The organism is Catenovulum sp. SX2 (assembly GCF_052056295.1).
GTDB lineage: Bacteria > Pseudomonadota > Gammaproteobacteria > Enterobacterales > Alteromonadaceae > Catenovulum.
Genome location: NZ_CP182493.1, coordinates 1157892 through 1176903 on the forward strand (window position 1 = coordinate 1157892; position 19012 = coordinate 1176903).

Genomic DNA, 19012 nt, shown 5'->3' on the forward strand with positions numbered 1-19012 from the left:
TTATGCGTAAAGCGGGTTAATCTTGTCTGCGTCGATATTAAATTTAGCAATTGCTTCAGCAACTAATTTCTTATCAACTTCACCACGTTTAGCCAACTCATATAATGAAGCAACTACGATGTAGTGTTCATTTACTTCAAAGTGCTTACGTAAGTTGTCACGGCTATCTGAACGACCGAAACCATCTGTACCTAATACACGGTAGTTTGTTGGGACAAAACCACGAATTTGATCAGCGTATTGTTTCATATAGTCAGTTACTGCGATTACTGGACCTTGTGCATCTTTTAACAATTCAGTCACATAAGGTACACGTTCTTCTGCTTCAGGGTGAAGCATGTTCCAACGCTCACAATCTAAACCGTCGCGTGCTAATTCGTTAAATGAAGTAGCTGAGTAAACGTCTGAACTGATGCCATAATCTTCAGCAAGAATTTGTGCAGCTGCACGCGCTCTTTCTAAAATAACACCTGAAGATAATAAACTGACAGATGCTTTAGCTTTCTTCGGCGCAACAGTTTCTAACTTGTACATACCTTTTTTGATGCCTTCTTCAACACCTTCAGGCATAGGTAACTGTACATAGTTTTCGTTCATTACTGTGATGTAGTAGAAAATGTTCTCGTTGTCACCGTACATACGTTTGATACCGTCTTGTACAATAACTGCAATTTCATAACCATAAGTTGGGTCATAAGTAATACAGTTAGGTACAGTACCAAAGTGAAGGTGTGAATGACCATCTTCGTGCTGTAAACCTTCACCGTTAAGTGTTGTACGACCAGCAGTACCACCGATTAAGAAACCACGAGCTTGTAAATCACCGGCAGCCCAAACTAAGTCACCTACACGTTGGAAACCGAACATAGAGTAGTAGATGTAGAATGGGATCATAGGTAAGTCTGCATGCGAATATGAAGTAGCAGCAGAAACCCAAGAAGCCATTGAACCTAGTTCATTAATACCTTCTTGTAATACTTGACCTTTTTTGTCTTCACGGTAGTAAGCTACTTGGTCAGCATCTTGTGGGGTATATTTTTGGCCTTCGTGTGCATAAATACCCACTTGGCGGAATAAACCTTCCATACCGAAAGTACGCGCTTCATCTGGAATAATTGGCACTATGTTTTTGCCAATTTTCTTATCTTTCAACAAGGCAGTTAATACACGTACAAACGCCATAGTTGTTGAAATTTCACGACCTTTCGAACCGTCGGTAGTTGCTTTGAATGCGTCTAACTGTGGTAACTCTAATTCAACTGAAGAGTTTTCACGACGTACCGGCATTACACCACCTAAAGCTTCACGACGTCCCATCATATATTTATATTCTGGGCTGTTTTCTGGGAAGCGATAATAAGGTAATTTTTCTAAATCTTCGTCTGATACTGGTACATTAAAACGATCACGCATATAACGAATCGCATCAAGATCCATTTTCTTAACACCGTGCGCGATGTTTTTACCTTCAGCCGCTTCACCCATACCATAACCTTTTACAGTTTTAGCAAGGATTACACTTGGACGACCTTTAGTTGCTTTTGCTTTTGCATAAGCTGCATACACTTTAACTGGATCGTGACCACCACGGTTTAAACGCCAAATGTCTTCGTCAGACATGTTAGCAACCATTTCTTTTAATTCTGGGTATTTGCCGAAGAAGTGCTCACGCGTAAACGCGCCACCTTTAGCTTTAAAGTTCTGGTATTCACCGTCAACGGTTTCGTCCATTAACTTTTGTAATAAACCATTATGGTCTTTTTGGAATAGTGGATCCCAATAACGACCCCAAACAACTTTAGTGACATCCCAACCAGCACCACGGAATGTGCCTTCTAATTCTTGGATGATTTTGCCGTTACCACGTACAGGGCCGTCAAGACGCTGTAAGTTACAGTTAACCACAAATACTAAGTTGTCTAATTCTTCACGAGCAGCAAGGCCGATAGCACCTAATGATTCTGGCTCATCAATTTCACCATCACCTAAGTAACAGTAAACAGTTTGTTCTGAACAGTCTTTTAACCCACGGTCAGTTAAGTATTTTAAGAAGCGAGCCATATAGATAGCTTGCATCGGACCTAAACCCATAGAAACTGTTGGGAACTGCCAATAATCAGGCATTAATTTAGGATGTGGGTAAGAAGATAAACCATCAGCGAAAGCTTCTTGACGGAAATTATCTAATTGATCTTCAGATAAACGACCTTCAACAAATGAACGTGCATAAATACCAGGTGAAATATGACCTTGGAAATAAACTAAGTCACCACCGTCTTTGTCATTTGGTGCACGGAAAAAATGGTTAAAACCGATATCGTACAACATTGCAGACGATTGGAATGATGAAATGTGACCACCCAATTCTAAATCTTTCTTAGATGCACGAACAACCATCATCATTGCATTCCAACGGATTACTGCACGAATACGCGCTTCCAATGCAGGATCACCCGGCATCGCAGGCTCTTGGCCAGCAGGAATTGTATTGCAGTAAGCTGTTGTCGCATTGAATGGCAAATGAGCGCCATTGCGACGAGAAGTCTCAATTAATTGATCAATCAAGTAATGAGCACGCTCTGGACCTTCTTCTTTAAGTACAGACTCCAGTGCGTCTAACCACTCGCCCGTTTCAAGCGGATCAACATCATGATTAAGGACGTCAGACATATCATTTTCCTTTATCGTTAGGCTTAACTTTGATAAACCCCTTGGTTTATACCTTAGCCAGCTAGTGTTTTAGTTCTTTTTGCACACGTCGCATTGCACGCTGCAATCGGTTTTCTTCTTGCCCTAATTGAAGTAAAGACTCTTCAATGAAAGACAAATGATGGTGCGACGCTAAACGTGCTGATTCTGGATCACGCGCTAGAATTGCAACCATCAATGAATCTCTATGCTTGTCTAAGCTGGGTAATATATCCGGCTTAACAGATAGTACTTCTAAATTTTGCGTTATGTTTTTCTTAATCAGTGCAGCCATACCCTGAATTAAATGCACAATCACTAAATTATGCGATGCTTCAGCAATTGATAAATAAAACTGATATAAAGCATCAACTTGGTCAGAAATTGTGGATTGTGCCTGCGTCTTCGTCAACTCATATGCAGCTTTAATTTGATTGAAATCAGCTTCTGTACCTCTAAGCGCTGCGTAGTAAGCTGAAATACCTTCAAGTGCATGACGAAATTCTAATAAATCAAATTGAGTTTCAGGATTTGCAGAGATTAATTCAAATAAGGGGTCGACTAAAGCATTCTGTAATTTATTGTGAACATAAGTACCACCACCTTGACGGCGATATACTAAACCTTTGGCTTCTAATTTTTGAATAGCTTCGCGTAATGAAGGTCTAGATACGTCAAATTGTTTAGCCAACTCACGCTCAGGTGGTAGCTTTTGTCCTGGCAATAAACTGCCCTCGAGTATCATAGTCTCGAGTTGTTGTAGGATGGCATCAGCCAATTTAGGTTGACGTATTTTTTGGTAATTCATGTTGTTCCGTGCACAGGATAATTGGTAATACCAATTTAATTGCGCGTTACGATAGCAGAAGCAATTCTTGCTGTAAATTAATGTGCACAATTTTTATTGTTTATAGTGGTGAGGTCTTACCTGTAATCTAACTCAGTAAAGTATGTAAGCTAAATTTAAACATCTGTGGTAAATGTCATGTTTTCAAGCTTACGGTCGCCCACAATACGTGTTAGCATCTGTGCTTATATTTAAACAATAAAAATTTGATGCATTTCAAGGACTCTTTTTATGTTTCTACCAGTTGTGATGGCGGGCGGTTCTGGCTCGCGTTTATGGCCCCTTTCTCGCTCAGCTTACCCAAAACAATATTTACCGCTTGCAAGCGATAACTCTATGTTACAAGAAACTGTATTGCGCTTAAAAGGCAGTGATCATTTAGCACCTCTGGTAATTTGTAACGAAGACAACCGCTTTATGGTAGCAGAGCAACTTAGAGCGATTAAAGCGCTGCAAAGCCCAGTAATTTTAGAACCAGTTGGCCGCAACACAGCCCCTGCTATTGCACTTGCCGCTTTGCAAGCAACTGCAAATGGTGACGACCCTCTACTATTAGTTTTAGCCGCAGACCATGTTATTCAAAACAATGATGCGTTTTTAGCCGCCATTGATAAAGCCCAAGCTCTCGCCAAACAAGATAAGATGGTGACTTTTGGCATTGTGCCAACCCATGCTGAAACTGGTTATGGTTATATTAAACGTGGCAACGCAGTAGACACAGCTTATGCGGTAGATAGTTTTGTTGAAAAACCAGATTTAGCCACAGCAACCGAATATTTAAATAGCGGTGAGTACTACTGGAATAGTGGTATGTTTATGTTTAAAGCTAGCCGTTACTTAGCTGAACTAGCTAAATACCAACCGGCTATTTTAGAAGCCTGTAAAAAAGCCATAGGTAATACTGCCGCTGATTTAGATTTTGTTCGTGTAGATAAAGCAGCTTTTGAAGCTTGCCCAGATGATTCAATTGATTATGCGGTAATGGAAAAAACCGATGCAGCTGTGGTTGTACCATTAGATGCAGGTTGGAATGATGTTGGCTCATGGTCAGCATTGTGGGAAGTGAATAATAAAGATGATAACGGCAATGCTGTGCGTGGCGACTTTATCGGCGAAAGTACTAAAAACTGTTTGGTCTATGGTTCGGTTGAAGGCCGTATGGTAGCAACAGTTGGTGTTGAAGACTTAGTCATAGTCGACACTAAAGATGCGGTTATGGTTGCAGCTAAAGATAAGGTGCAAGATGTTAAAAACATCGTAAACCAATTAAAAGCTGAAGGTCGCAGCGAATTTCAGTTCCACCGAGAAGTATATCGCCCTTGGGGTAAATACGATTCAATTGATAATGGTGCACGTTATCAAGTTAAACGCATCACAGTAAAACCTGGTGCGAAATTATCTGTGCAAATGCATCACCACAGAGCTGAGCACTGGATTGTAGTATCTGGTACAGCCAAAGTAACTAATGGTGATAAAGAATTATTATTAACAGAAAACCAATCGACTTATATTCCAGTTGGTGTAATTCACGCGTTAGAAAATCCAGGTAAAGTACCATTAGAATTAATTGAAGTTCAGTCAGGATCATACCTTGGTGAAGACGACATTGTACGTTTTGAAGATAGATACGGCCGTGTTTAACACGGCTAAGCGCGTGTGCTTATTTAACTGCATGTAGCGTTTACAACTATAAATTTTAAAATTTTGGCCACTGCGCCAGCAAAGACAAAAAATGGCCTTAGGTCAGGAAGCATTAGGAGCGGAAATATGAAAATAGCCGTAGCAGGAACAGGGTACGTTGGTATCTCAAATGCAGTGTTATTGGCACAAAACAACGAAGTAGTCGCGTTAGACATAGTTGAAGAAAAGGTCAACTTGCTAAACGATAAAAAATCGCCGATTGAAGATGAATATATTCAAAAGTATTTAGCGGAAAAACCGCTTAACTTTCGTGCGACTTTAGATAAAAAAGAAGCGTACCAAGGTGCAAGCTACGTTGTTATCGCAACACCAACTGACTATGACCCTGAAACCAACTACTTCAATACTCGCTCAGTAGAAGCGGTAATTAAAGATGTAATGGCTATTAACCCAGATGCAGTTATGGTGATTAAATCAACTGTACCTGTTGGTTACACTGCTGAAATTAAACAAGAGTTGGGCTGCGAAAACTTAATGTTTTCACCTGAATTTTTACGTGAAGGTAAAGCTTTATACGATAACCTCTACCCTTCTCGCGTAATTGTTGGTGAACAATCTGAGCGTGCTAAGGTATTTGCAGACTTGTTGGTACAAGGCGCGATAAAAGAAAACGTTGATGTATTGTTTACTGATTCAACCGAAGCAGAAGCAATTAAGTTATTCTCAAATACTTATCTAGCTATGCGTGTTGCTTACTTTAACGAGTTAGACACTTATGCAGAGCGCCATGGTTTAAACAGTCGTCAAATTATTCAAGGTGTTGGTTTAGACCCTCGCATTGGCAGTCATTACAACAATCCATCTTTTGGTTATGGTGGTTATTGTTTGCCAAAAGATACCAAACAGTTATTGGCTAACTATCAAGATGTTCCAAATAACCTAATTCGAGCGATTGTAGATGCCAACACCACTCGAAAAGATTTCGTTGCAGATTCAATTATTGCTCGTGGGCCAAAAACAGTTGGTGTCTATCGTTTAATTATGAAATCTGGCTCAGACAACTTCCGCGCTTCATCTATCCAAGGCATTATGAAACGTATAAAAGCCAAAGGTATTCAAGTTGTTATTTATGAACCAGTGTTAGAAGAAGACACCTTCTTCAACTCAAAAGTGATTAAAGACTTAAATGAGTTTAAACAAGAGTCAGACGTTATTTTAACTAACCGCATGGCAGATGTATTAGAAGATGTCGCGGATAAAGTATATACCCGTGATTTATTTGGCAGTGACTAAATAATCCTATTTAGCTAACTCATTAAAAAGGAAGCATTAGCTTCCTTTTTTGTTTCTAACTGTTGTGAGTTGTTACCACCCCAGATAAGTTACATAACCATATATCTCTTTGCCAAGGCGTGCGTCTGTTGTTTCTAATCCGCGAAAGCCAAATAATTCACGTTGACGATAATGCATAGTCAAATAACGTTTACTCGCTTTTTTCCGTGCCATTACAGTGGATTTTGCCCAAGGGTTATCTCGCTCTGACCATACATCCAAAATTGGCACTGGCAGCTGGGCAATTTTCGCCGGTAGTTTTTGATTGAGTTTTTGATCGGGCAGATACGGAGATATCAGCACTAATACGTCAGGCATTTCTAGTTGCTGCGATGCCAAACCTTCAACCAACCAACCGGCTGTTGCCCCTTGCGCCACTAACATGATAAGTCCTGGATACGCTGAGGCTTCATCTAACATACTCGACATAACCAGCTGCAATTGGTTGATATATTGTTTTTGCGTATCCTCTAAAACCACATCAAGCGTGTTATTTGGGCGTTCAATTAGCTGTTGAAGCTGCTGCTCATCTTTGAGTTGTTGGTGCATTATCTCTGGCATAATACCGGCAACGCTGATCCAACCATATTGATTGAGCGCATAACGCAATTGGTAAAAAGTGGCTGATTGATTAGGATGCAAACTGATATCAGGCAGCAACAAAGCGCTGCCTCGAATTACGCTACCATCTTGCTCACTAATTAACGCAGTAAACTGGCTTTCGCCTGCCATTAACGGCTTTATCTCTGCTTCTGGTGCATATCTGAGTAAGTCGTTTGACGCGACTTGGTATTCAGACGGCGGCAATATGTGTTTGGGTCGAATGGCGGTTGGCTGTGGTGCTGTTGCGCCTTCTTCAGCAGCGACCTCAGTAGATGCTTCTGCGGGTGTTTCTTCAGCATAACTGCGCAATGCAATTGCGAATAAACACACGAATATAATGAATGATGTAAAAACTCGCATAAATCACCTGATTTATGGTTACCTTGCTTAGTTAGGTTATCGGCGGTTAATGGCTAAACTATAGTATAAGTATCGAGCTATTACTGTGCTCTTTATTCTGGAATACGCTGGTAGAGCCGTGTACCAAAGCCCACTCGAAGCATAACTTTCTAAAAACGCTGTAAATCCATCCGTGGAAGCTCTGCTTTATCATCCCTGATAAAGAAGTTTTAGAAAGTTAGCATTTCGAGCAGGCTTTCTCGAACTAGTATATCGCGGCGTTGTTGCTTGATAAAAACAATTCAAAGCTGCTACTCCTCACAAGAAAAGCAATAAAATTGCGGGAAAGGTGGTTGAGGTTGTTTTTGAAAAACGTCAACTCGGCATGGATGCCGTGTGAGAGCGAGCCAGGATGGCCTTGAAGCGATTTTTCAAAAATATCTCAACCACCTTGACCTTGTTTAACTCGCTTTGTGCAGCAACTAGAAAGCTAGTAGTTCCCGTATATTGCACACAACGTGCAGTGATATTCGCCACATCTAACAAAGCTGCCGAATCAATCCGGCTAACTGCAGTGTTTTTTCATTGGTTAACTGCCGATAATCAAAATAGGGTGATACGATAATTTTGTGTTTGTGATTAATGGCAAATGAAGGGGACAACCATTCAAGGTCAGGTAATGGTAAAGTTGCCGCATAAGTTTTACCGGCAATAATATAAACACAATCCGGATCTGGTTTAAATTCAAACGGCGTTGGTGCAAACAACACAGAGTGCTGACATCCCTGCTGCAACAGGTGAGCTTCTCGATAATCTTGCCAACTGGCAAAACCTAAGGCATCTAGTTCAAATAACAACTTGGCATAACAATTAAACACCTTACGCCAATTATTCGAACATTGACCAACCAGCTCTGCCAATTCACCTATTTGCAGATAATGCATAGCCTGCAGCGCTGGGTATGGTGCAACTGGTGGTCTGTGTTGCAAACACAAGTGAATATTTGCTCGGGGATTACCTATACCTATCATATTAAAACGGGCAAGGTGCGTTGAAGTTCATAGGCTCACCTGTCATTGGGTGATACAAAAACAAAGTTTCAGCATGCAATTGCAGCCTGTTAGCCTTAGCTAATGCATCTTCATGTGCATATAACCTGTCCCCCAAAATGGGATGACCAAGCTTTAACATATGTACTCTAAGTTGATGAGAGCGGCCTGTGATCGGAAAGAGTTTAACCCTAGTGGCATTTTCTTCGTATGCTTCAACTTGCCAATAAGTTGTTGAGGGTTTACCACGATTAAACTCTACCATTTGTTTTGGTCGATTCGGCCAATCACAAATAAGAGGTAATTCAATTAACCCCTGCTCTGCTGCAACTTTGCCATAAATGCGCGCGATATACGTTTTTTTGGTCACCCTGTCTTGAAACTGCCGAGCCAACTTGCCGTGTGCTTCTTTGTGTAAAGCCCACACCATTAAACCAGACGTCGCCATATCTAACCTATGAACTACACCAATTTTTGGCCATACACGTGTTGCTCTTAACTCTACACTATCCCAATGTTCGGGTAATTTGCCTTTTACCGACAATAAACCGCTTGGTTTGTTAAACACCACCATATCTTGATCTTGATACAAAATGGGTAGATAAGGTGTTTGTGGTGGGTTATATACAAAAGTCACAGTGTCGGCTTGCTGGTTAAATCAAAGTGGCGTGATTATATACGTAAGCCATTAGAAGTTACACATTTCATGCGCGCACCAACCAGTATGCAAAATTAGCCAATATAATATTTTATGGTACGGACAGGTCAAAACTCACGGTTTCTAGCAATTGTCCATTCAATAAAATATCAATTTTGTGTTCACCCGAATAATATTTTCGTGTAGTTACAGCTATGACTTTATGAATTTTTTTAACCAACAGAGTTTGATTTGGCTGTAACTCAAGTTGTTTCCACTTAAACACTTTGGCGGATGTTTTTCCGCCCGCTTTTTGGTGGTGTACCGCATAATCAAGGACTAAATTCTGTGATTTATTTGCTGTTGAAATAAGTTCTATGCTTATTTCAACTTGCCCGCCCAACTCAATCTGCTTTGGCGATACTTGCCCGGCTATCACTTTTACTTGAGGCTCGCCGAAACCAAATGCAGCTAACACTGCTTGATGCCCTTGTTTAACTAATCCACGACAAGCGTGTTTTAGAAGTTTTTGGCGGTTTTTATCAGCATTAGCTAGCCAGTTTTCAGTTAAACTCACAATCAAATCTGCATGGTCTTTACTAATATCATTTAAATGATTGGCAACCGAACGACGGACATACTCACTGTCGTCGTCTTTGAGTTGTTCTAATAATTGAATAGTCAACTGTGGCTTTTCAATAAAACAGCCCAAACGTATACCCCAAGGCAATCTTGGTCTTGTACCTTCAGAAATTAAACGGCGCACATGCGGATTTTTATCCTCTAACCAAGTTTGTAATGTGGCAATCACCAACTCTGGGTCTTTTTCAATTAAATACCGAATGGCAAACTCGGCAGAAAAGCGTTTGGTCATTTGTTTTAAAACCGATAAGGCAAACTCAATATCTTCTAAACCATGTAAAGCGACGAAATCTGCCATAGGCATAATTGCCCAACCACGAATACCTTGTGCGCTATTATCAAAATGAATTTGTTCAGAAGTCTCGTCTACTGGCGCGAGCGTTTTTAATAAAATTTCACAAGATTCACGGTAGTCTGAAGGAAGGGTTTGTTGTAACGCTTGATAGATTTGTTGACTGCGCTGCTTCAGTTCAAGCTGCTCTAAATCCTTAGCCGCTAGCTCGATAAATTGAGATTTATTAAAAGCCTTATCATATAGCTCAATTTGTGCCGCAATATGTTCAATCAGTTTTATACTAAAGACGTTTTTAAACGGTTCCATTTTTCCTCCTGCACTAACCCAGATACAACAAGCCCCAGATACAACAAACCCCAGCAAGCTGGGGTTTGGATAAAAGCAAAGTTATGCTAAATATTAAGCTTTAGCCCTTTCTTCTAATACTTTAACAGCTGGTAATTCTTTACCTTCAACAAACTCAAGGAAAGCACCACCACCAGTTGAAACGTAAGAAATTTTATCTGCTAAATTCCACTTATCAATAGCAGCTAAAGTGTCGCCACCACCTGCGATTGAGAAAGCGTCAGACTCAGCAATTGCACGTGCAACCACTTCAGTACCTTTAGCAAAAGCATCAAATTCGAATACACCACAAGGGCCATTCCAAATGATTGTTTTAGCTGATTTGATAATTTCAGCAACACGCGCAGCAGACTCTGGGCCGTAGTCGATAATTTCTTCGTCGGCTTGAATTTCATTTGCTTGTTTAGTTTCAGTTACTGAATTGTGGTTCCAGTCGCCAAAACCTTCTTTAGTGGTACGAACATCAGTTGCAAAAATAACTTCTGTTGTATCACGTAAACGCTTAGCTTCTGGGATTAAATCTTCTTCGTATAAAGAGTTACCTACTTCGTTACCAGCAGAAGCAACGAAAGTATTAGAAATACCACCGCCAACAACTAATACGTCAACAATTTTAGAGAATGCATCTAATACAGCTAATTTAGAAGAAACTTTAGAACCACCAACAATAGCAACTAATGGACGCTCAGGGTTGCCTAAAGCTTTACCTAATGCGTCTAACTCGTTCACTAATAATGGGCCAGCAGCTGCAACAGGTGCAAACTTAGCAACACCATGAGTTGAAGCTTGTGCACGGTGCGCAGTACCAAATGCGTCCATTACAAATACGTCACATAAAGCTGCAAGTTTTTTCGCTAATGCATCATCATCAGCGCCTTCGCCTTCATTAAAACGCACGTTTTCTAAAACAACTAATTCACCTGCTTTAGCTTCTACACCGTCTAAATAATCTTTTGCTAAAGATACTGGCGCAGATAATTTTTCAGCTAAATATTTAACTGCAGGTGCTAATGAATATTTTTCTTCGAATTGGCCTTCAGTCGGGCGACCTAAGTGAGACATTACCAATACAGCCGCACCTTTATCCAATGCCTGTTGGATAGTTGGAATTGCAGCGTCTAAACGCACAGTAGAAGTAATGTTGCCTGCATCGTCCAAAGGAACGTTTAAGTCTTCACGAATTAATACGCGTTTACCTTGTAAATCCAGGTCAGTCATTTTGATTACTGACATAATCGTGTCTCCAATTTATTATGTATATGTTTATTCTGCCGCAAACATGGCACGGCAAGTGTCTAACATTCTATTTGCGTAACCCCACTCGTTGTCACACCAAATTAATACCTTAACCAATTTGTTATGACTGACTCGAGTTTGTGTACCATCGAGTATGCACGAATGTGGATCGTGATTAAAGTCTATCGAAACAAGCGGGGCTTCCGTGTAGTCCAAAATCCCCTTCAGTTTACCTTGTGCTGCTTGTTTAATCACTTCATTTACGTCGCGAATTCGCACAGATTTTTCCACTGTAACACTCATTACTAGTGCCGTTACATTTACAGTTGGCACTCGTACCGATATGGCTTCAAAGCGGCGCTGAAATTTAGGCAAAATCCGTTCAATACCAGCAGCGAGTCGTGTATCTACTGGAATGATAGATTCACCTGCGGCGCGCGCTCGACGTAAATCAGGGTGAAAAGAGTCTATAACTGATTGATCATTCATTGCCGAATGAATCGTTGTCACCGAACCACTTTCAATACCAAAAGCATCATCTAAACAAGTGATCACTGGCACACAACCATTGGTGGTACAAGATGCTGCCGACACAATGCGATGACGTCGCGACAAAATATCTTGATTAACCCCATAAACAACAGTTGCTTCAATGCTAGAATCACCTGGATGCGACAATAACACTTTTTTTGCACCTTGCCTTACATGAACAAAAGCTTCTTCAAATGAACCAATTTTACCGGTACATTCAAAAACCACATCTACCCCTAAATTATCCCAAGGCAAATGAGCTGTGTTTGCTTCGTGTAATAAGTGCACCCAATAATCGTTAATTTTTAGCCGATTATTTTCAATTGAAACGTCAGCCTTAAAACGGCCATGCGAGGTATCGTACTTCAACAAATGTAGCATAGCTTCTGGCGTAGCTAATTCGTTGATAGCAACAACTTTAAACTGGTCTTCTAATCCATATTCAAATATGGCTCGAACAACACTTCGACCAATACGGCCAAATCCGTTAATAGCAATGCGAATAATAGTTAGATTCTCCAAGCGCAAAAAAGGCAGATCAAGTCTGCCTTTTTATCATTTTAGTGGCTAAATTAGCCTAATTTTTTAACTGTCGCTACTACATTTTCAACAGTGAAGCCGAAGTGCTTGAACAAGTCACCACCTGGAGCAGATTCACCGAAAGTAGATAAACAAACAGTTGCACCAGCAAAGCCGATGTACTTGTACCAGTAATCACCGTGTGCAGCTTCGATAGCAACACGCTTAGTTACTGCAGCTGGAAGTACAGATTCTTTGTATTCTGCTGATTGTGCATCAAATGCGTCGGTTGAAGGCATAGAAACAACGCGAGCTTGAATACCTTCTTCAGCTAATGCTTTAGCAGAATTAACCGCTAAACCAACTTCAGAACCAGTTGCGATTAAGATTACATCTGGTGTACCAGCAGTATCAACTAATACGTATGCACCTTTTTCGATGTCAGCAACTTGCTCAGCAGTACGTGCTTGAGCTGGTAAACCTTGACGGCTGAAAATTAATGAAGTTGGTGCGTTACGACGCTCAACTGCAAATTTCCACGCAACTGCAGCTTCAGTTGCATCCGCTGGACGCCATGTAGACATACGTGGAGTCATACGTAAGTTTGCTAATTGCTCAACTGGTTGGTGAGTTGGGCCGTCTTCACCTTGACCGATAGAGTCATGCGTGAATACGAAAATGTTTTGAATACCCATAAGTGCAGACATACGTACTGCGTTACGAGCGTATTCCATAAACATCATGAAAGTAGCGCCGTAGTTGATGAAACCACCGTGCAATGAAATACCATTCATGATACCCGCCATGCCGAATTCACGTACACCGTAGTGGATGTAGTTACCAGCTGCGTCGTCTTGGATACCTTTAGAACCAGACCATAAAGTTAAGTTAGAACCTGCTAAGTCAGCAGAACCACCTAACAACTCAGGCATAATTTTACCGAAAGCTTCGATAGTGTTTTGTGAAGCTTTACGTGAAGCAATGCTTTCACCTTTAGCTTGAACTTCAGCGATGAATGCGTTTGCTTTTTCAGCGAACTCAGCTGGTAATTCACCTTTGATTACACGACGCTCATATTCAGCTGCTAATTCAGGGTAAGCTGCTTTATAAGCTTCGAATTTAGCATTCCAAGCTGCTTCTTTTGCTGCACCCGCTTCTTTTTGATCCCAACCAGCGTATACGTCTGAAGGAATTTCGAATGGCGCGTGTGGCCATTGTAAGAATTCACGTGCTGCTGCGATTTCTTCATCACCTAATGGTGCGCCGTGACAGTCGTGGCTACCACATTTGTTAGGAGAACCTAAACCAATGATAGTTTTGCAACAAATCATTGTTGGTTTGTCAGTTACAGATTTAGCTTCTTCGATTGCTTTAGCGATTGCTTCTGGGTTGTGACCATCAACACCGGCAATTACGTGCCAGCCGTAAGATTCGAAACGCTTAGGTGTATCGTCAGTGAACCAACCTTCTACGTGACCGTCGATAGAAATACCGTTGTCATCCCAGAATGCGATTAATTTACCTAAACCTAAAGTACCTGCTAAAGAACATGCTTCGTGAGAGATACCTTCCATTAAACAACCGTCACCTAAGAAACAGTATGTGAAATGGTCAACAATGTCGTGGCCTTCACGGTTGAATTGTGCAGCTAAAGTTTTTTCAGCGATTGCAAAACCAACAGCGTTAGAGATACCGGCACCTAAAGGACCAGTTGTTGTTTCAACGCCGTCTGTGTAACCGTACTCAGGGTGACCTGGAGTTTTAGAATGTAATTGACGGAATTGCTTCAATTCATCCATTGGTAAATCGTAACCAGATAAATGCAACAATGAATAAATAAGCATTGAACCATGGCCGTTAGACAAGATGAAACGGTCACGATCAGACCATTTAGTGTTTTGTGGGTTGTGGTTTAAGAAATCGCACCATAAAACTTGAGCGATGTCTGCCATACCCATAGGGGCACCAGGGTGACCTGATTTTGCTTTTTGCACCGCATCCATACTTAGTACGCGGATAGCATTAGCAAGTTCTTTGCGTGAAGCCATGTTAACTCCTTAAGATAACCTGTATTTATGTGAGTATATAAATTTTACTGTGTGCCAACCTATGTGTGCTATGTACCTAGACGGTTGGCAGACTAAAACCGGCGGGTATTTTCTACCAGCCACTATTTAAGTGCAAATATTTATCACTTATAGCCAGCATAATAATTCACAAATATGACATATTGGCGAATATCACCTGCCGAAAAACTGCGCGTATTCTAGCACAAAAGCTGCCGACAAAAGAATAAGTATGACTATATAAAAATTCATAAATTAGATGCGAAAAATAACAACTCACGATTTAGAGGTTTAGACGTCTAGACGTAAAGACTTGCAAATTATCAATTAACGATTAAAATTAGCCCATCTTTATTTAAAATTCGTCGACTAGGACTAAAACATGGCCAGACACGTATTTACTTCTGAATCTGTATCAGAAGGTCATCCGGATAAAATTGCCGATCAAATCTCTGATGCGGTATTAGATGCTATTTTGGCACAAGACCCACAGGCACGCGTAGCTTGTGAAACTTACGTAAAAACCGGCATGGTAATGGTCGGTGGTGAAGTAACCACCAGCGCTTGGGTGGATATTGAAGAATTAACCCGTAAAACCGTACGTGAAATTGGTTATACCCACTCAGATATGGGTTTTGATGCAGATTCTTGCGCCATTTTAAATACTATAGGTAAACAATCACCTGATATTAACCAAGGTGTTGACCGTGCTCGCCCAGAAGACCAAGGTGCTGGTGACCAAGGTTTAATGTTTGGTTATGCAAGTAACGAAACCGAAGTTTTAATGCCTGCGCCTATTACTTATTCACACCGTTTAGTAAAACGCCAAGCTGAAGTACGTAAAAATGGCACTTTACCTTGGTTACGTCCAGACGCAAAAAGCCAAGTGACTTTTGCTTACGAAAATGGCAAACCTGTTGCAATCGACGCAGTTGTTTTATCAACTCAACATTGTGACAGTGTTTCAACTGAAGATTTGCGTGAAGCTGTAATGGAAGAAATCATCAAGCCAGTATTACCTGCTGAATGGTTATCAACCAATACTAAGTTTTTCATTAACCCAACTGGCCGCTTTGTAATTGGTGGGCCAATGGGCGACTGTGGTTTAACAGGTCGTAAGATTATTGTTGATACTTATGGCGGTATGGCGCGTCATGGTGGTGGTGCTTTCTCTGGTAAAGATCCATCAAAAGTTGACCGCAGTGCAGCATACGCAGGCCGTTATGTTGCAAAAAATATTGTTGCTGCAGGTTTAGCTGACCGTTGTGAAATTCAAGTTTCTTACGCAATTGGTGTTGCTGAGCCAACTTCTATCAGTATTGATACTTTTGGCACAGGCAAATTAGATGAAGATAAATTGGTTGCATTAGTACGTGAATATTTTGATTTACGTCCTTATGGCTTAATTAAGATGTTAGATTTAGAGCGTCCAATCTATCAGCCTACTGCTGCATATGGCCACTTTGGTCGTGAAGAATTCCCTTGGGAAAAAACCGACAAAGCTGAAGCTTTAAAAGCGGCTGCTGGTTTGTAAAACTCGAACTATCAGTCGATAGTTAAACCTAGCGATTCCACATTGAGGCTGCCAACTGGCAGCCTTTTTTATTTATACTCTTCAACATTACGAAAAGAACCTGAACTGATAATTGCTATGGGTATTACCATGGGCGATTGTCTATCGGGAGTGCTGGTTTAGTTAAGGAAAACATCTAATGTTAGTAGACTGTCAAAGCAAGACAACTCACTCACCTATATACGGCCAATTCACCCTCACACCTATGACCAAGGCAAAACAGTTTGTCGATGCAAGTGTATACCCAGTTGTTGACCATTCAGGTCAAGCTGCTTGGCAACGTGAACAAGATCCACATAGATTTGTTGAAATGGCTGCTTGCGCCAACGGTTTTTCACAAGCAAGTGAATGGCTAGTTGGCAAACGGATATTAGATGTTGGCTGTGGTGGTGGGCAAATCACCCACCTACTCGCAGTTCTAGCAAAAGCCGTCTGGGCGCTTGATCCGGACATAAACAATCCTAGGAATCCTATTCATACAAAACTGCACCCAAATTATTTAATTGACTTGACCATTCAACAAGCCCTTACTGAGCTACCCGAGTTAAAAAATCAGTTTGATTTAGTCACTTCTTTTGCCCCGCATCCATTCCCCTTAAGTACAACTTTAACAGAATCTATATTTCAGCAAAGTGAGCAGTATTATCAGGCAATGATAGATTGCTGTAAATCTGGCGGAGACTTGATGGTAATGCCAGTTTATCAGCGAGATTTGGGCTTAAAAAACGGGTTTATCGGTTTAATAAATATGCTCCAGCCAGCGTTTAAAAAAGTGACTTTTTCGCGAGTCGCTTTACAGGCTCCTAAAGAACATCCATTCTTCGCGATTTTTATAAACGCACAGCACAAATATACTGATTAATATGACTTTCCATCTAGCACAATCCATTTGTTTAAGCGACAATGATAATCCCAACTGTCATTAATTTTTAATTGTTTTATGCATATACCAACGCCTGAGCTCACAGCATTAGAAGATATCCTGCCAACTGAACCCTTGTTAATGATGGGTGCGGGTCCTGTGCCTATTCCTGAGCCAGTCGCCAAAGCCAATTCAATAGTGATCAACCATTTGGGTGACACAATGGCGAAAATTATTGAACAAGTAAAACAAATGTCACGCTATGTGTTCCAAACCAATTCAAAATGGATAATGGGCGTAGCTGGGCCTGGCTCGGCTGCTATGGAAATGGCAATCACCAACTTAATTTGGCAAGACACTAAAGTACTGAGTATTAACAATGGTTTTTTCAGTGGTCGCCTAGCGGAAATGGCACGACGAGTTGGTGCACAAGTTGAATTATTTAACGTTCCCGACCAGCAAATTCCCGATCTAGCTCAGCTCAAACAAAGCATTGAAAGTTTTAAGCCACAGGTTATCACTTTAGTTCAAGGTGAAACCTCAAATACAGTTTGTAATAAAAATTTAGAAGAAATAGCGAAGCTTGCCCATAGTTATGGCTGTTATGTAATTGTTGATGCTGTTTGTACGTTAAGCACTATGCCGCTGCAAATGGATGAGTGGAAAATTGATGCAGTGATCACTGGCGGGCAAAAAGGCTTATCGTCTATTCCTGGTGTGTCACTAATTGCTTTTTCTGAGCGTGCTTATCAACGCATTCACAGCCGTGAAAGAGACTGCCCACAATGGTGTTTAGATGCGCGTTTGGCCGAAAAATTTTGGCACCAAAGTTCGTATCACTATACAGCCCCAGTATCAGGTATTTTGGCAATCCATGAAGCATTGGCTCTTATTTGTAAAGAAACCTTAGAGAATCGTTTTATTCGCCATTTGCGTTGCTCATTAGCACTGCAACGTGGCATTGAAGCGTTAGGGTTAAAATTATTTGTGCCTGAAGCCGCTCGGTTAAATTCAGTAATAGGTATTGAAGTGCCAAATGGCATTGCGCAAAAAGCTTTGTGCCAACATATATCAAATCGCTACCGCGTCGAGATAGCGGGTTCTTTTGGTTTAAATATTGTGCGCATTGGCCAAATGGGTGAACAAAGCCGTGCTCATCATTTATTTAGAACCTTACACGCTTTTGGTTGTGCGATTCGTGATTTGGGTGGTGATATAGATTTGCCTACTGGTATGGCTGAGTTAGAGCGTGGTTTGCAAGCGCAATATTCGGATAATTTTTAAATTATTCGTAGTGAGTCCACAACCTTAATACTTTAACGGCCTTGTCGGATTCTAAAACTTGATAAACGAGACGGTGCTGAACATTTATACGTCTGGAATACGCACCGTCTAAATCACCCACTAGCTTTTCATACGGTGGCGGATTTTGATAAGGATTAAGTTGTATAATATCCAACAAGTTTTTGGCCTTACTTTTTAACCCGGCTGCAGCCAATTTCTTAGCGTCTTTTTTAGCTTGTTTAGTGTAATAAATATCCCACATTACCAATCGAGATCCGTATCACATTCAGCTAAATCCGTTGCTAAACCTTCACGGATTGACTCTCGCATATCTGGAATAGACAATAAATAAAGCGTTTCGTTTATTGCAGACCAGTCTTCTTCAGACATCAATACTGCATTACCTCTTTTACCAGTAATAAGTATCGGCTGATGTGTTTGATTTGCTTCATCAATCAAACTGTATAACTTTGTTCGAGCTTCTGTTGCGTTTAAAGTGGTCATATTTTCACCTCCAACAGAA

At 40.9% G+C, this 19012-nt stretch carries 16 protein-coding genes; 5 read left to right on the forward strand and 11 right to left on the reverse strand.

The genetic code is table 11. The annotated features are described in order from the left end of the window. Both aceE and pdhR read right to left on the reverse strand, forming a co-directional pair. A complete protein-coding gene (gene aceE / locus ACMZOO_RS04830) occupies positions 1-2670 on the reverse strand; it encodes a pyruvate dehydrogenase (acetyl-transferring), homodimeric type (protein WP_440905628.1) in 2670 nt (889 codons plus the stop codon). Between the two features lie 61 nt (positions 2671-2731). Continuing rightward, positions 2732-3496 (reverse strand): pyruvate dehydrogenase complex transcriptional repressor PdhR, encoded by a 765-nt coding sequence (pdhR, locus tag ACMZOO_RS04835; RefSeq protein ID WP_016957916.1) that lies wholly within the window; start codon positions 3494-3496, stop codon positions 2732-2734. Positions 3497-3766: 270 nt separating this feature from the next. Here pdhR and ACMZOO_RS04840 point away from each other — a divergent pair, with 270 nt between their 5' ends. Together ACMZOO_RS04840 and ACMZOO_RS04845 are read left to right on the forward strand one after the other, a co-directional pair. Continuing rightward, on the forward strand, positions 3767-5176 hold the full coding sequence (locus tag ACMZOO_RS04840; RefSeq protein ID WP_440905629.1) for a mannose-1-phosphate guanylyltransferase/mannose-6-phosphate isomerase: 1410 nt from the start codon (positions 3767-3769) through the stop codon (positions 5174-5176). A 126-nt stretch (positions 5177-5302) separates the two neighbouring features. Next, on the forward strand, positions 5303-6469 hold the full coding sequence (locus ACMZOO_RS04845; protein WP_440905630.1) for a nucleotide sugar dehydrogenase: 1167 nt from the start codon (positions 5303-5305) through the stop codon (positions 6467-6469). Positions 6470-6541: 72 nt separating this feature from the next. Here the strand turns inward: ACMZOO_RS04845 and ACMZOO_RS04850 are convergent, their stop codons facing one another. The 7 genes from ACMZOO_RS04850 to tkt form a co-directional block, all read right to left on the reverse strand. Beyond that, a complete protein-coding gene (locus ACMZOO_RS04850; RefSeq protein ID WP_440905631.1) occupies positions 6542-7471 on the reverse strand; it encodes a DUF3530 family protein in 930 nt (309 codons plus the stop codon). A 518-nt stretch (positions 7472-7989) separates the two neighbouring features. Next, positions 7990-8481, reverse strand: coding sequence for a DUF6942 family protein (locus ACMZOO_RS04855; protein WP_440905632.1), 492 nt, complete (start codon positions 8479-8481; stop codon positions 7990-7992). 1 nt (position 8482) lies between these two features. After that, entirely contained in the window at positions 8483-9136 is a 654-nt protein-coding gene (gene rluA / locus ACMZOO_RS04860; protein ID WP_440905633.1) for a bifunctional tRNA pseudouridine(32) synthase/23S rRNA pseudouridine(746) synthase RluA, read from the reverse strand. Positions 9137-9248: 112 nt separating this feature from the next. After that, the gene (locus ACMZOO_RS04865) at positions 9249-10379 is read right to left on the reverse strand and encodes a DNA alkylation repair protein (RefSeq protein ID WP_440905634.1); all 1131 of its coding nucleotides are present in this window, start codon (positions 10377-10379) and stop codon (positions 9249-9251) included. 93 nt (positions 10380-10472) lie between these two features. Beyond that, positions 10473-11651, reverse strand: coding sequence for a phosphoglycerate kinase (locus tag ACMZOO_RS04870; protein WP_440905635.1), 1179 nt, complete (start codon positions 11649-11651; stop codon positions 10473-10475). 30 nt (positions 11652-11681) lie between these two features. Then, on the reverse strand, positions 11682-12707 hold the full coding sequence (gene epd / locus ACMZOO_RS04875; RefSeq protein WP_440905636.1) for an erythrose-4-phosphate dehydrogenase: 1026 nt from the start codon (positions 12705-12707) through the stop codon (positions 11682-11684). Positions 12708-12757: 50 nt separating this feature from the next. Continuing rightward, positions 12758-14752, reverse strand: a complete 1995-nt coding sequence (gene tkt / locus ACMZOO_RS04880; RefSeq protein ID WP_440905637.1) for a transketolase — start codon at positions 14750-14752, stop codon at positions 12758-12760. A 400-nt stretch (positions 14753-15152) separates the two neighbouring features. Between tkt and metK the strand changes: the two genes are divergently transcribed. The 3 genes from metK to ACMZOO_RS04895 all read left to right on the forward strand — a co-directional run bounded on the left by metK (position 15153) and on the right by ACMZOO_RS04895 (position 18489). Then, positions 15153-16304, forward strand: coding sequence for a methionine adenosyltransferase (metK, locus tag ACMZOO_RS04885; protein ID WP_440905638.1), 1152 nt, complete (start codon positions 15153-15155; stop codon positions 16302-16304). 178 nt (positions 16305-16482) lie between these two features. Then, positions 16483-17205: a class I SAM-dependent methyltransferase gene (locus tag ACMZOO_RS04890; protein ID WP_440905639.1), complete on the forward strand. Its 723-nt coding sequence runs from the start codon at positions 16483-16485 to the stop codon at positions 17203-17205. Between the two features lie 78 nt (positions 17206-17283). Next, positions 17284-18489 (forward strand): pyridoxal-phosphate-dependent aminotransferase family protein, encoded by a 1206-nt coding sequence (locus ACMZOO_RS04895; protein ID WP_440905640.1) that lies wholly within the window; start codon positions 17284-17286, stop codon positions 18487-18489. Between the two features lies 1 nt (position 18490). Here the strand turns inward: ACMZOO_RS04895 and ACMZOO_RS04900 are convergent, their stop codons facing one another. Together ACMZOO_RS04900 and ACMZOO_RS04905 are read right to left on the reverse strand one after the other, a co-directional pair. Further along, positions 18491-18751, reverse strand: a complete 261-nt coding sequence (locus ACMZOO_RS04900) for a Txe/YoeB family addiction module toxin (protein WP_440905641.1) — start codon at positions 18749-18751, stop codon at positions 18491-18493. Beyond that, positions 18751-18993, reverse strand: a complete 243-nt coding sequence (locus ACMZOO_RS04905; RefSeq protein WP_016957664.1) for a type II toxin-antitoxin system Phd/YefM family antitoxin — start codon at positions 18991-18993, stop codon at positions 18751-18753. Before ACMZOO_RS04905 ends, ACMZOO_RS04900 begins: the two co-directional genes overlap by 1 nt. Between the last annotated feature and the right edge of the window lie 19 nt (positions 18994-19012).